Raw genomic sequence first — 13,055 nt, 5'->3', positions numbered from 1 at the left:
AGGCACAATACCGGGGGCTTGTGACAGGAGAGGAAATGGAACTGCGGCAGTTGCGCTACTTCGTGCATGTGGTGGAGCTTGGCAGCATGGGACAGGCGGCCCAGCGGCTTGGCGTCGTCACGTCCGCGTTGAGCCAGCAGATCAGTCGCCTCGAGAGCGAGCTATCCACGCGGCTGCTGCAGCGCACGTCGAGCGGCGTGGTGCCGACCGACGCGGGCCTGGCCTTCTGGCGTCAGGCGCAACTGGCGCTGCGCCACGCGGACGATGCTGCGCGCGCGGCGCGGACGGCGCGGCTGTCGGGCCACGTCAGCGTGGGCATGGCACCGAGCACGCTGGCGGTGCTGGGGCCGCCGTTCATGGTCGCGATGCGCGAGCGTTATCCCGATATCCGTCTTCATCTGGTCGAAAGCCTGTCAGGCAACCTGGCTTCGATGATTGGCGCACGCCAGCTCGACCTGGCCGTGCTGTTCCAGCTCGAAGCGGGTCAGCGCTGGAGCACCACGCCATTGCTCGAAGAGCGGCTTTTCCTGATCGCGCGCCCCGATCAGCCTGGGTTGCCAGCGGCGAATGCGGTGCGGCTCGAGGACATCGGCGACATCCCGCTGATTCTGCCCAGCAGCGCGCACGGCCTGCGCGCCGTGCTGAACGCGGCCGCGGCCCGTCACCAGCGTGCGCTGAACGTGGTGGTCGAAATCGACGGGCTGGCCGTCCTGATGGACGCCGTGCGTGCCGGCATTGGCGCGACGATTCAGCCTGGCGCCGCCGTGGCGCGCCATCTGGGCGACCCGCTGGCGCTGATCGAGATCGCCGATGCCAGCGTCAGGCGTCCGAACCTGCTGGTCAGCCTGTCGGACGACGAGCTGTCGCCGGCCGGCCTGGCAGCGCGAGGCGTGCTCGAATCGGTGGCCCGCCAACTGGTCACGGCCGAACGCTGGCCCGGTGCCACCCTTCACAAATCCTGAACACCTCCCGCCGGCACGGGGCTGGTGCAGGCTTCGCCACCTTCGTAAAGTCTCAGGGATCAGGCATTTCAGAATTCCATAGTTCCCCGAGGAGACTCGCATGACCCCATGCATGGCGCGCCGCACGGCGCTCAGGATGCTGGCGGGGGCGGCCATTGCCATGGCTGCCGTCCCGACCGGCTCCGCATTTGCCGCCGACCACTGGCCGTCGAAGCCGATCACGCTCGTTGTGCCGTTCGCGTCGGGCGGCACCACGGACATCATCGGCCGCGCAGTCGGACAACGGCTGGGCGAGGCGCTTGGCCAGCCCGTGGTGGTCGACAACCGTCCCGGCGCGGGTGGCACCATCGGCGGCGCGCTGGTAGCGCGTGCGAATCCGGACGGCTACACGTTCCTGCTGGCGACCGTGGCCCACACCATGGCCCCCGGCATCTACAAGACGCTGCCGTACGATTTCCAGAAGGATCTGGAACCGATCGGCATGGTGGCGCTGACGCCCAACGTCGTGCTGGTGAACACGTCGATTCCCGCCAAGAACGTGCAGGAACTGATCGCCTACATCAAGGCCAATCCGGGCAAGGTGAACTACGGTTCGGCGGGCATCGGCAGCACCGAGCACTTGTCCGGCGAGCTGTTCCGCTCGGCTACGGGCACCGATATCTCACACGTGCCCTACAAGGGCGGCGCGCCGATGATGACCGACCTGATCGCGGGCCAGATCCAGATGGCGATCGAGACCAGCCCGTCGGCAAATCCGCACGTGAAGAGCGGCAAGGTCAGGGCGCTGGCCGTCACGTCGGCCAAACGTTCGCCCGCCTATCCTGGTGTGCCGACGGTGGCGGAAAGCGGCGTGCCCGGCTACGAGGTGACCACGTGGTATGCGCTGATGGCGCCGCGCGGCACTCCGGAGCCGATTCGCCAGCGCATGAGCGCGGAACTTGCCAAGGTGCTGAAGCAGTCGGACGTGCAGAAGCGCTTCGACGATCAGGGCGTGACGGCTGGCGACATGACGCCGCCGCAGCTTGCCGCCTTCATCAAGACCGAAACCACCAAGTGGACCAAGGTGGCGAAGGATTCGGGCGCGAAGGCCGAGTAATCAGCGGTACGGCATCGGGGTGGTCATATCCCCGGTGCCGCCGGGGGTATAGGGCTACAGCGCGCGCCGGATTTCCGACACACCGAACGCGGCCAGCGCCACGCCGGCCGCGCGATCAATCCATTGGCGCACGCGCATCCCCAGCGCATGACGGGCGCCACTGACGATTGTCACCAGCACGCACCACCACAGGATCGAGCCGCAGAACACGCCGAGCACCGTTGTCATCGCGATCGGGGTCGAGAACGCGCCACGCGGCGCCAGTGTGGCGAACAACGCGGCGAACATGATGATCGTCTGCGGGTTGGTCAGTGTCAGAAGCAGTGCGCTGCCAAAGGCCCGCACGCCGTACCCGTTGCTGTTCAGCGTAGCCGCCTGGTCGGTCGGCTTCTGCAGGAACGTGCGCAGCCCCAGATAGACCAGGAACAGCCCGGCGGCCAGATGCAGTGGCTTGTCGTAGGCCAGCATGAATTGCGAGACGCCTACCAGCCCCAGCGCCGCCACCAGTCCGTAGATCGCATCGCCGCAGGCAATGCCGAAGCCGATGGCCAGCCCGGCGCGGGGCCCGTCGGTCAGCGTCCGCCGGATGCACAGCATTCCCATCGGGCCAACGGGGGCGGCCACGGCCAGGCCCACGCCGGCAGCGGTCAGGAACAGGGCGGGTAGCGACATGCGGCGGCTCCGGGGTCAATACGTTGGGAAACGATTCGGCGGCGTATCACCGGTGAGGTGGGTCGATTCTAGCCGTCAGGCCACGGCTTGCGGCGTGGCCCGCGTCATCAGTTGCGCCAGTTCCACAGCGGGCATGGGCCGCCCGAACAGCCAGCCCTGGCCGTAGTCGACGCCCTGCTCGCGCAGGAAGTCGGCCTGCATCTTGTCCTCGATGCCCTCAGCGATGACCTGCAGGCCGAGCGACTGCGCCATCGCGATGATGTGCGGCGCCACGGTACTCGACGCGGCCTCCTGACCGATCGTGTCGACGAACGACTTGTCGATCTTGAGCGCATCGACCTTGAAGCTCTGCAGGTAAGACAGGCTCGAATAGCCGGTGCCGAAGTCGTCGATATAGACCGGGTGTCCGGCATCGCGAAACGCCTGGATCGTGTCGCGGGCCACGTCGGGCTCCAGGAAGCCGCGCTCGGTGGCCTCGATGCGGATCTGCTGGGGCGCGATGCCTGAGCCGCGCAGTCGCGCATTGAGCACGCTCAGAAAGCGCCGGCTCTTGAGGTCTTCCACGCCGACGTTGATCGACACGTAGAACGACGGGAACCGGCGCAGCAGCGTGCCGAGTTCCGACAGGATAATGTCCAGCACCTGGTCGGTGATCTGCTGGATCAGTCCCGCGTTCTCCGCCATCGGAATGAACAGGTTGGGCCGCACGAGCCTGCCGTTGCGGCGCCAGCGGACCAGCGCCTCCACGCCCACCCAGTGGTTGTCCGACAGCGAGGCGATCGGCTGGTAATGCACCACCATCTCGTGGCGGCGCACGGCGCTGCGCAGTTCGCCTTCCAGGCTGAAGCGCCGCGTGGCGCGTCGCCAGACCAGGATGCCGAGCGGCACGCCGGCGGACAGTCCGACTACGAGCCCGCCGATCAGCAGCGACTTCCAGTTGGCCAGCAACGCCGCGCGCGGGGCAAGCACTACTACTGCCAGCGGCATGTTGCGTGATTTACGCAGGACGATCGAGGCGTCGTCTTCCTGCGTGGCGTCGGCGCCTGACCCATATGAGTGTTCCGAGTAGGCCTGCTGCAGCCGCGTCAGGTTCGCGCCCTGCGTTGCCGCGAAGATACGGCCGGCATCGGTCTGCACCACGGCCAGCATCCGCGATTCGCGATCGACGACATCGACGAAGACCTGCGAGTCGAGCCCGACGTTGTTGCCGTTGCGGCCGATCAGCACCACGTGTCGCTGGGTGTTGAACGGGACGGGCTGGTCGAACCAGTAGTCGAGCCCGTCAGGCGTGCGCCAGTCGGGCGGCGGCAGGGGGAACTGTCCAGGCTCGATGGGGCCAAGCAGCGCCGAGCAAAGCCGTTTGCCGGCGCGATAGATGCCGGCGTCCTGAATATAGGAATAGGTGTAGGTGATGCGGCGAAGCTGGACCAGGTTGGCGGGTGTGCATGGCTCGTCCCGCAGCATCTCCATATCCTGCAGCGCACTGATTGCCTGCGTCATGACCAGTTCGGCCCGCCGGGTCGCGGCATCGGCAAATACGCTCAGTTGGTCCGCCTCGCGCCGGTTCGCCTCGAGCTGCGCCATGAACACACCGATTCCCACGGGAAACAGCGTGGCCAACGTCGTCAGCGCGATCGTCACCACCAGGAACCAGCTTCGCTGCATCGGGGGCCCTCACGAGACTACGCTGCACGCGGCGCCTTCGGCGGGCGCCATCCATTGACCAACTAGTACTGAGCGGAGGTGAGCTGCAACAGGGAAATCACTGCCGTTGTGGGGAGCATAGCGAACAATTGCCGATCATGTCTGATACTTTTTCGGCGGCGGCAAGCGCCCCGGACGCCGCTACCACGGGTTTGGCGGCGGCAATCCGTACAGCGTAGGGGATTTGACTGCACCCGGTATATCCGTCATGCGGGTGAGACGGAACCGGGGTGGTGGGGCGGGATGCTACTTCTGGAGACGCTGGCCGGGAACGATCGCCTCGACGCGGGCAATGCCTTCGGCAGGCGCCGTGGGTTCGCCGAAACCGCCGGGTGCGCCAGGTGCGCCCGGTGGAAGGCCGGGCGGTGGCCCCGGCGGATGGCCTGGCTCGCGTGGCGCCGTGGCGGCGGGATCGACCACCAGCGTGAGCGTGATCACGTAGCGGTCGCGGGCTTCGCGCACGGCGCCCAGCACGGTATCACCGGCCATCAGCGCGATACCGTCGTTGCGGTTGAGGATATCGCGCACGCCGTTGCGGCGGTATGTCGGCAGTTGCGTATAGAGATACTCGCTGAGCGCATCGGGCAGGAAACACTGCGTAGTCAGCAAAGTACGGCTGCCGTCGAATACCTTCATATGCAGATGCGTGGCGCGCCCGGCGTACCAGCCCGGGTAGATGGTGCGGAACACTGCCACGCCGTCGGCGCCCACCGGCTGGCTTCCGCGCAGGAATGTGCGGTTCCGCATGGACACGCGCTGGCCGTGGTCATCCACCTGGCCCGCATAGCCGGAATAGACCCCCGAGGCATTGCAGTGCCAGAGGTCGACGCGCCTGCCCGCGAGCGGCCGGCCGTGCATGTCGACCACCGTGAAGCGGACCTCCACCGGCACGCCGGGCTGGCCTTCGGTGATGTCCTGGCGGACCTTGCCGGCATCGAAGTAGAACGGCCCCTCGGTGGTCTGCGCGGTGAGGGGCAGAAGCGCGGCAGGCGTTTGCGCCGTGGCCATGCGCGATGCGGCCATCAGGCCGGCGCCGCCAAGTCCCATGGCCAGCAGATGACGGCGGCGCCCCGAGGGCCGGGGCCGAGAGTCTTCGGGCATCACACGTTCCGTTAGGGCGATGAAGATGTGGGATGCCAGTGTAGTCCGGGCCGGGGCGCGCAGTATTTCTGCCTGGTGTCGACCCGGCTACACTTCGGGCGACGACGTCAGACGGCGGATTTCAGCACCGCGCCGGTGGCGAAGAAGCTCTGGAGGTTGTCGAACACCAGATCGGCCATGGCGGCACGGGTCTCGTGCGTGCCGCTGGCCACGTGCGGCAGCAGCACCACGTTGTCGAGCGCGAACAATGCTTCGGGCACGTGCGGCTCGCGCTCGAACACGTCGAGTCCCGCGCCCGCGATGCGCTTGTCGGTCAGCGCGCTGACGAGCGCGGCTTCGTCCACCACCGTGCCGCGTGCGATGTTGATCAGATAGCCCTGCGGCCCGAGTGCCTCCAGCACGCTGGCCGAGATCAGGTGCCGCGTGGACGGGCCACCCGAGGTTGCCACCACCAGGAAGTCAGCCCAGCTCGCCAGCGCTTCGAGCGACGGCTCGAATCCGTAGTCCACGCCGTCCTGCGGCTTGCGGCCGAAGTAGCGCACCTCCATGTCGAATCCGATCGAACGCCTGGCGATGACCCGTCCGATGCGGCCCATACCGACGATGCCCAGGCGCTTGCCGCTGACGCGCGTGGTCAGCGGATACGGGCCCTTGGGCCATTCGCCGCGCCGCACGAAGCGGTCCGCGGCGCTGACCTGTCGCGCGGCGTCCATCAGCAGCGCGAACGCGGTGTCCGCCACGCAGTCGTTGAGCACGTCCGGCGTGTAGCCGACCGCGATGCCGCGCGCGCGGGCCGTCTCCAGATCAAGCTTGTCGGTGCCCACGCCAAAGCTCGAGATCACGCGCAGGTTCGGCAGCGCGGCCAGCATTGCGGCATCGACGCCAATCGCGGCGCGCGTGGTCATCGCCACGAACTCGCCACCGTGTTTTGCCAGATAGCCGGCGGGATCGGTCTCGGCCCAGAACGGATGGACATCGAACTGCTCGGCAAGCTGGGCTTCGGTCTTTTCCGGGAGTCGGCCATGCTGAAGGAGGCGGGGTTTCATGCGAGAAGAGTCCTTGTTATCGGTGTTTTGGCTGGGTGCGGGTCAGTCCGCGCTCAGATGATTATCGGCGATGATCTTTGCATAACGCTTTCGGTCCTGGGCGATGATGGCGGCGAACTGCTGCGGCGTATTGCCCACTGGAATCGCGCCTTGCTCGATCAGTTGCTTCTTCACGTCGGGCATGACCACCACCTGCTTCACGCTGGCGGCGATCTTGTCGACGATCTCCTTCGGCGTGCCGGCCGGCGCCAGCAGTCCCACCCATGAGCCCGACTCCGCGTTCTGGATGCCGGCTTCGGCCAGCGTCGGCACATCTGGCATCGACGGCGAGCGCACGGTGCCGGTCACGGCCAGCGCGCGCAGCTTGCCGGCCTTTACGTGGCCGGTAGTTTCGAGGATCGACGCGAACAACATGTCGACGTTGCCGGCCATCAGGTCGGTCATCGCCGCACCGCCGCCCTTGTATGGGACGTGGAGCATGTCGGTGCTGGTCGCCGCCTTGAAGATCTCGCCAGACAGATGCGGCGAGCCGCCGGTGCCGGAACTGGCAAACGTCAGCTTGCCCGGCTTGGCCTTGGCCAGCGCCACGAGTTCCTTCGGCGTATTCGCGGGCAGGCCCGGCGTGACCACGAGCGCAAATGGCAACTCGGCCATCATCGTCACCGGGACGAAGCCGTCAGGGTTGTAGGAGAGCTTCTTGTACAGGAACGGATTGATCGATTGCGTGCCGACGTTGCCCGCCACCAGCGTGTAGCCATCGGGTTTGGCGCGCGCGGTGAGTTCCAGTCCAACGTTGCCGGCCGCGCCGGGGCGGTTGTCGACGACCACCGGTTGTCCCCAGAGCTGCGACAGGCGCTGGGCTACAAGGCGCGTGCCGATGTCGGTGCCGCCACCGGGAGTGAACGGCACGATGATCGTCACGGCGCGTGTGGGCCAGTTTGTCTGCGCGGGGGCGGTGACGGAGAGCGTGGCGGCGCAAAGCGCCACGGCAAGGCGGGCTGTCTTCAACATGGGGTCTCCCGATCGTTATCGTTATCGTTTGTGATGCGCTCCCCTCGCCCACGTCGTAGGAGAGGAGAGATCGAACGCGTTACCGCCCGTGTTCCTTCCGCCAGACCGCGAAATCCTCACGCGCCTTTTCAGTGGTGGGCGGATACAGCCCGATGATCGAGCGGCCCTTGCGTACCTCCTCGGTCACGAAGTCCTCGAACGCCGTCATCTCCACCGCCTCGGCGGCGATGTCCTCCACCATTTCCTGCGGGATCACGACCACGCCTTCCGCGTCGCCGACGATCACGTCGCCGGGAAACACCGCCACATCGCCGCAACCGATCGGCACGTTGAATTCCAGCGCCTGGTGGAGCGTGAGATTGGTCGGAGCAGATGGGCGATGGTGATAGGCGGGCATCGCCATCTGGGCGATTTCAGGAGAATCGCGAAAGCCGCCGTCGGTAACGATGCCGGCGCCGCCACGTTGCATCAATCGGGTCACCAGGATCGAGCCCGCGGATGCGGCGCGCGCGTCTTTCCTGCTGTCGATCACCAGCACCGCGCCGGGCGGGCATTGCTCGATGGCCTGGCGTTGCGGATGGTTCGGATCCTGGAACACGGTGATCGGATTCAGGTCCTCGCGCGCCGGGATATAGCGCAGCGTGAACGCTTCGCCGACCATCGTGCCGGGGTTGGACTGGATCGGCCGCACGTCCTGGATGAACTGGTTGCGCAGTCCGCGCTTGAACAGCGCGGTGCACAGCGTGGCGGTGCTGACGGTTTTCAGCGCGGCGAGCAGGGCAGGGGTGAGCTCGGACATGGCGGGTTCAGTAGATGCTTGGTTCGCCGGCGGCTTCGCCGAAGTCGGTTTGCAGGAAATCGAAATCGCAGCCGTCGTTGGCCTGGCGGATATGGCGCGAGAACATCCAGCCGTAGCCGCGCGAGTAGCGGGGTGGCGGCGGTTGCCATGCCGCGCGGCGGCGTTCCAGTTCTTCGTCGGAGACTTCCAGATGGATGCTGCGCCGGTCGATGTCGACCGTGATCAGGTCGCCGGTTTGCACCAGCGCGAACGGCCCGCCGATGTACGCTTCCGGCGCCACGTGCAGGATGCAGGCGCCGTAGCTCGTGCCGCTCATCCGTGCGTCGGACATGCGCAGCATGTCGCGCACGCCCTGTTTCACGAGCTTCTTCGGAATCGGCAACATCCCCCACTCCGGCATGCCCGGTCCGCCCTGCGGCCCCGCGTTGCGCAGGATCAGCACATGATCGGCCGTAACGTCGAGGTCTTCGTTCTCGACCGCTGCCTTCATCGAGGGGTAGTCGTCGAACACGAGCGCCGGACCGGTATGTTTGAAGAACCGTTTTTCGCACGCGCTCGGCTTGATCACGCAGCCGTCCGGTGCGATGTTGCCGCGCAGGACGGCCAGCGCGCCTTCCTGGTAGAGCGCGTTGTCGCGCGTGCGGATCACGTCGTCGTTGTAGACCTCGGCCCCGGCGATGTTCTCGCCCAGCGTGCGGCCGGTGACGGTCAGCGTGTCGAGATGCAGCTTGTCCCGGATGCGGCTCATCAGTGCGGGCAGCCCGCCCGCGTAGAAGAAGTCTTCCATCAGGTACTTGTCGCCGCTGGGCCGGATGTTGGCGATCACGGGCACGTGGCGGCTCATGCGGTCGAAATCGTCGAGGCCGATGTCATGGCCCGCGCGGCGCGCCATGCTGATGACGTGGATGATCGCGTTGGTCGAGCAGCCCATGGCCATGGCGACCGCGATGGCGTTCTCGAACGCGCGGTGCGTCTGGATGCGTGCCGGCGTCAGGTCTTCCCAGACCATCTCCACGATACGGCGACCCGATTCGGAGCACATGCGGATGTGATTGGCGTCCGCCGCCGGAATCGACGACGCACCCGGCAGCGTCATGCCAATGGTCTCGGCGATCGCCGTCATCGTGCTGGCAGTGCCCATCGTCATGCACGTGCCGTGGCTGCGCGCGATGCCGCCCTCGATACCGATCCACTCGGCCTTGCTGATGTTGCCGGCGCGGCGTTCGTCCCAGTACTTCCATCCATCGGAACCGGAGCCGAGTACCGTGCCCTTGTAGTTGCCGCGCAGCATCGGCCCGGCCGGCACGTAGATCGCCGGCACGCCGGCGCTGGTGGCGCCCATCAGCAGGCCCGGCGTGGTCTTGTCGCAGCCACCCATCAGCACGGCCCCGTCGATCGGGTGGGAGCGGATCAGTTCCTCGGCCTCGATCGCCAGCAGGTTGCGGTAGAGCATGGTGGTCGGCTTGACCGAGCTCTCGGACAAAGAAATGGCCGGTAGCTCCACGGGGAAACCACCGGCCTGCAGGATGCCGCGCTTGACGTCTTCCACGCGCTGCTTGAAGTGCGCGTGGCATGGGTTGATGTCGGACCACGTATTGATGATGGCGATGAGCGGCTTGCCCATCCATTCATCGGGCGAGTAGCCCATTTGCATGATCCGTGAGCGGTGCCCGGATGAGCGCAGATCGTCAGGCGCGAACCAGCGCGCGCTGCGGAGTGCGTCCGGCGTCTTTCTATGAGCCGTCATCTTGTCTCTTCCACGTTGGTATTCGTCATAGTCGTCAGTTGTCATACGACTATTGGCTGGCACAGTGTACTCACCGACGCAACCGGGCGTCAATGCAAGTCAGATATGTGGCGGTTGGGATTGCGCGACAGAAAATTCGCCCGATGCGCCACATTCATGGCGTGTCGGGCGTGAAAATTTGTCATGAATATCTCGAAATTGATAGATTTCAGATATTCATTTCTCGGTAATCAATGATGTCGAGAGTCGTGATTTCGAGCAGCGAGCAGCTCGGCCAGGTGCTTCAGGGCGCGCGGAAGATCGCGGGCCTTTCCCAGGCAGATGCCGCAGCCCGGCTGGCTATCAGCCAGAGCCGCATCTCGCACCTGGAACTCAACCCCGAGACGATCAGCGTGGCGCAACTACTGGCGCTGCTGGCTGCCTATGACTTCGATCTGTTCGTGGAGCCGCGCGCGTTGGACGACAAACCGGACGACAAGCCGGACCACAAATCGGACCACAAGCCGGGCACCACCTTGAGCGACGCGGAGATCGACCGGTTGGAGTGGTGAGGTCGTGAGGTCGTGAGTTGTGCGGTCAGGGGGCTGAGTGGTTCAGGGCAGGTAGCCCAGCAGGCGCCACCAGAGATAGTCCAGCGGCAGCAGCGCCACGATCGTGATGGCCGCCATGGTCAGGCACAGGCGCGTGCCGTGCCGCAGGCCTACGCCGCCCAGCTGCATTGCGATCATGATCGGCGGTGACTGGTACGGAAAGAACACGGTAGAGAACACCGGCACCTGCAGCATCAGCACGGATTCAAGCGGCAGTCCGGTGGCCTTCGCCAGATCGGCGGCAAGCGGCGTCAGCACGGCCGGCAGGGCCGGCAGCGTGGACAACATGCCGATGACGGCGCCCATCGCGCCAATCGTGCCGACATTCGCCGCAGTGTGACCGGGCGTCATCGGCAGCCAGTGCAGCAGCCCCGCGCTGATCGCGCTGCCCAGGCCCGTCGATTCGACCACCGCGCCCAGCCCCAGGAAGCCAGCCACGTAGATCAGCGGTACCAGGTGGACCTGCTCGGTCATGGCCTTGGGCGATACCAGCCCGATGCCCGGCAGCAGGCAGATGATGCACGCTGCCAGCGAGATCCACGCGGGCGAAACGCCATGCCAGGCATCCGTGGCGAAGCCCGCCACGGCCAGCGCCAGGATGATGGCCAGCGCACGCTCCTGCGGCCCCATCTGCGTGCGGACGCTGGCGGCTTGCGGCGCGATCGGCCCGCTTTCCGGGAACATGCGGCAGATTACCCAGATCAGCACCACGGTCTTCAGCACGCCGAGCACCGGGAAATGCAGCAGCAGATAGCTGCCGTAGCTCAGGTTGATGCCATAGAGCGAACTGGCAGCGCCCAACAGCACGCTGTTCGGAATATTGGCGGGCAGGATCGACGTGGGCGGCATGTAGCTGGCGGCCGCCACGGTCAGCACCATGCCGATGCGGCCGTTGGAGCCGGGCGCGAAGCCAAGGCGGTCGGCCAGCGCCAGCACGATCGGCATCAGCAGCAGCACGCGGCCCGTGGTGGAGGGCATCAGGAAGGCCAGGCCCACCGCGCTGAGCGCCACCGTGGTGATCACCTGCGGATAGGTGCCAACGCGCTTGTGGAAGATGATGTCGGCCAGCCGCAGCGCCAGTCCCGTGTTGCGCAACGCCACGCCGGTGACGGCGCCACCAAACATCAGCCACCACGCGGTGGACGTGAATCCCGAGAACACCACCGTTGGCGGGGCGATATGGAACACCACCGCGGCAAGGAAGAACAGCAGCGTGGCGGTGGGCTCCGGTAGCGCCCCGACCGCCCAGCAGCACACCGTCGACAACACCAGCGCGCCGGCCCAGATCAGCGCGGGCGGCGCCTGCAGCCACTGCCCTGCGATCCATACCACGCTGATGCACGCGGCGATCAGCAATGCGGCGCGGATCGAATCGGCCGGGCGGCCGCCGAGCGGCGCAGGTTTGGGTGGTGGGGTTTCCTGTCGTGGCGCGGTGTTGTCGGGCTGGCCGGTATGGCCGGGAGAAGCTGACATCGGGGTTGTCTCGCTGGCTGCCGGGCGCAACGTGGCGCCGGCCTTGTTCTGAAGATGGTGCGGAGCCGCTATCGTAGTGGTTGTCCTGGTGTGCAGGCAACTGCCCATGCGATCCCGCGTAACTGGCAGGTCTTGGGTCTTGCTTAGCGGGTCTTGCGAAACGTCAGGTTGATTCGCTCGCTTCCGGTCAACGCATGATCGCCGTCGGCCAGTGGGGCGATGCCGTGGAAGACGAGCCGGGACGGCCCACCCCAGACCACCACGTCACCATGCGCGAGCCGGAATCGGTCCGGCCGGTCGGCGCGACGCAATCCACCCCAGAGGAAGACGGCCGGCAGGCCCAGTGAGACAGAAACGATCGGTGCGCGCAGATCGAGTTCGTCACGATCCTGATGCAGCGACAGGCGCGTGCCCGGCAGATAGCGGTTGATCAGGCAGGCATCGGGCGCGAAGCCGGGATAGCCAGCCGCTTCCGCCGCGTGTTCGGCCAACGACCGGAACACGGCAGGCATGGCCGGCCAGGGCCGTCCTGACTCCGGATCGACCGCATCGTAGCGATACCCAGTGCGATCGGACACCCAGCCACGCTCGCCGCAATTGGTCATGGCCACGGACATACGCAGGCCGCCCGGCGTAATCAGATGGCGGAACGGCGCTTCGGCACTGATCGTCTGCACGGCGGCGAGCAGTTCCGGCCCCGTATCCCGCGCGAATCCATGCAACACCACGGCGCCCGGCGCAAGCGTCTCCACGGCAGGCGGGGCGTTGGAATCAGCGGGAAGGGCGTCGAAGAGGTCGAAGGTCATGGCGGGCATTTCGGGTACCTGGGATGGTACTCGGGATCGCAGTTGCCG

At 66.3% G+C, this 13,055-nt stretch carries 12 protein-coding genes; 3 read left to right on the top strand and 9 right to left on the bottom strand.

The features are described from left to right. Positions 1-35 precede the first annotated feature (35 nt). Both K6G35_RS16860 and K6G35_RS16855 read left to right on the top strand, forming a co-directional pair. Positions 36-962, top strand: a complete 927-nt coding sequence (locus tag K6G35_RS16860; RefSeq protein WP_186426838.1) for a LysR family transcriptional regulator — start codon at positions 36-38, stop codon at positions 960-962. A gap of 100 nt (positions 963-1,062) precedes the next feature. Beyond that, on the top strand, positions 1,063-2,058 hold the full coding sequence (locus tag K6G35_RS16855; protein ID WP_495676770.1) for a Bug family tripartite tricarboxylate transporter substrate binding protein: 996 nt from the start codon (positions 1,063-1,065) through the stop codon (positions 2,056-2,058). Positions 2,059-2,112: 54 nt separating this feature from the next. Here K6G35_RS16855 and K6G35_RS16850 read toward each other — a convergent pair whose 3' ends face one another. From K6G35_RS16850 to araD, 7 genes are all read right to left on the bottom strand, one after another. After that, the gene (locus K6G35_RS16850; RefSeq protein WP_008648762.1) at positions 2,113-2,730 is read right to left on the bottom strand and encodes a LysE family translocator; all 618 of its coding nucleotides are present in this window, start codon (positions 2,728-2,730) and stop codon (positions 2,113-2,115) included. A 75-nt stretch (positions 2,731-2,805) separates the two neighbouring features. Then, positions 2,806-4,395, bottom strand: coding sequence for an EAL domain-containing protein (locus K6G35_RS16845; RefSeq protein WP_495676769.1), 1,590 nt, complete (start codon positions 4,393-4,395; stop codon positions 2,806-2,808). A gap of 285 nt (positions 4,396-4,680) precedes the next feature. Continuing rightward, positions 4,681-5,535, bottom strand: a complete 855-nt coding sequence (locus K6G35_RS16840; RefSeq protein ID WP_495676768.1) for an intradiol ring-cleavage dioxygenase — start codon at positions 5,533-5,535, stop codon at positions 4,681-4,683. A gap of 107 nt (positions 5,536-5,642) precedes the next feature. Next, entirely contained in the window at positions 5,643-6,581 is a 939-nt protein-coding gene (locus tag K6G35_RS16835) for a 2-hydroxyacid dehydrogenase (protein WP_029307084.1), read from the bottom strand. A 42-nt stretch (positions 6,582-6,623) separates the two neighbouring features. Continuing rightward, complete coding sequence (locus K6G35_RS16830) at positions 6,624-7,592, bottom strand: Bug family tripartite tricarboxylate transporter substrate binding protein (protein ID WP_008647177.1); 969 nt, start codon at positions 7,590-7,592, stop codon at positions 6,624-6,626. A 79-nt stretch (positions 7,593-7,671) separates the two neighbouring features. After that, positions 7,672-8,391, bottom strand: coding sequence for a ribonuclease activity regulator RraA (locus K6G35_RS16825; protein WP_008647180.1), 720 nt, complete (start codon positions 8,389-8,391; stop codon positions 7,672-7,674). Positions 8,392-8,398: 7 nt separating this feature from the next. After that, on the bottom strand, positions 8,399-10,138 hold the full coding sequence (araD, locus tag K6G35_RS16820; protein ID WP_035884093.1) for an L-arabinonate dehydratase: 1,740 nt from the start codon (positions 10,136-10,138) through the stop codon (positions 8,399-8,401). A gap of 248 nt (positions 10,139-10,386) precedes the next feature. Between araD and K6G35_RS16815 the strand changes: the two genes are divergently transcribed. After that, the gene (locus K6G35_RS16815) at positions 10,387-10,689 is read left to right on the top strand and encodes a helix-turn-helix domain-containing protein (RefSeq protein ID WP_324608912.1); all 303 of its coding nucleotides are present in this window, start codon (positions 10,387-10,389) and stop codon (positions 10,687-10,689) included. Between the two features lie 42 nt (positions 10,690-10,731). Here the strand turns inward: K6G35_RS16815 and K6G35_RS16810 are convergent, their stop codons facing one another. Both K6G35_RS16810 and alkB read right to left on the bottom strand, forming a co-directional pair. Further along, complete coding sequence (locus K6G35_RS16810; protein ID WP_008647186.1) at positions 10,732-12,201, bottom strand: SLC13 family permease; 1,470 nt, start codon at positions 12,199-12,201, stop codon at positions 10,732-10,734. A 143-nt stretch (positions 12,202-12,344) separates the two neighbouring features. Continuing rightward, the gene (gene alkB, locus K6G35_RS16805; RefSeq protein ID WP_008647188.1) at positions 12,345-13,007 is read right to left on the bottom strand and encodes a DNA oxidative demethylase AlkB; all 663 of its coding nucleotides are present in this window, start codon (positions 13,005-13,007) and stop codon (positions 12,345-12,347) included. Positions 13,008-13,055: the final 48 nt, after the last annotated feature.

The sequence above is a fragment of the Cupriavidus sp. HY129 genome, from assembly GCF_059492215.1.
Note: the sequence above shows the minus strand (reverse complement) of the source record. Positions and strands in the feature narration are given on the sequence as shown.

What these genes read in the sequence shown, in the direction of transcription:
- K6G35_RS16835 (WP_029307084.1), bottom strand. Translation starts at nt 6,581, where the DNA reads ATGAAACCCCGCCTCCTTCAGCATGGCCGACTCCCGGAAAAGACCGAA.
- K6G35_RS16825 (WP_008647180.1), bottom strand. Translation starts at nt 8,391, where the DNA reads ATGTCCGAGCTCACCCCTGCCCTGCTCGCCGCGCTGAAAACCGTCAGC.
- araD (WP_035884093.1), bottom strand. Translation starts at nt 10,138, where the DNA reads ATGACGGCTCATAGAAAGACGCCGGACGCACTCCGCAGCGCGCGCTGG.
- K6G35_RS16810 (WP_008647186.1), bottom strand. Translation starts at nt 12,201, where the DNA reads ATGTCAGCTTCTCCCGGCCATACCGGCCAGCCCGACAACACCGCGCCA.
- K6G35_RS16850 (WP_008648762.1), bottom strand. Translation starts at nt 2,730, where the DNA reads ATGTCGCTACCCGCCCTGTTCCTGACCGCTGCCGGCGTGGGCCTGGCC.
- K6G35_RS16830 (WP_008647177.1), bottom strand. Translation starts at nt 7,592, where the DNA reads ATGTTGAAGACAGCCCGCCTTGCCGTGGCGCTTTGCGCCGCCACGCTC.
- K6G35_RS16855 (WP_495676770.1), top strand. Translation starts at nt 1,063, where the DNA reads ATGACCCCATGCATGGCGCGCCGCACGGCGCTCAGGATGCTGGCGGGG.
- K6G35_RS16845 (WP_495676769.1), bottom strand. Translation starts at nt 4,395, where the DNA reads ATGCAGCGAAGCTGGTTCCTGGTGGTGACGATCGCGCTGACGACGTTG.
- K6G35_RS16860 (WP_186426838.1), top strand. Translation starts at nt 36, where the DNA reads ATGGAACTGCGGCAGTTGCGCTACTTCGTGCATGTGGTGGAGCTTGGC.
- alkB (WP_008647188.1), bottom strand. Translation starts at nt 13,007, where the DNA reads ATGACCTTCGACCTCTTCGACGCCCTTCCCGCTGATTCCAACGCCCCG.
- K6G35_RS16840 (WP_495676768.1), bottom strand. Translation starts at nt 5,535, where the DNA reads ATGCCCGAAGACTCTCGGCCCCGGCCCTCGGGGCGCCGCCGTCATCTG.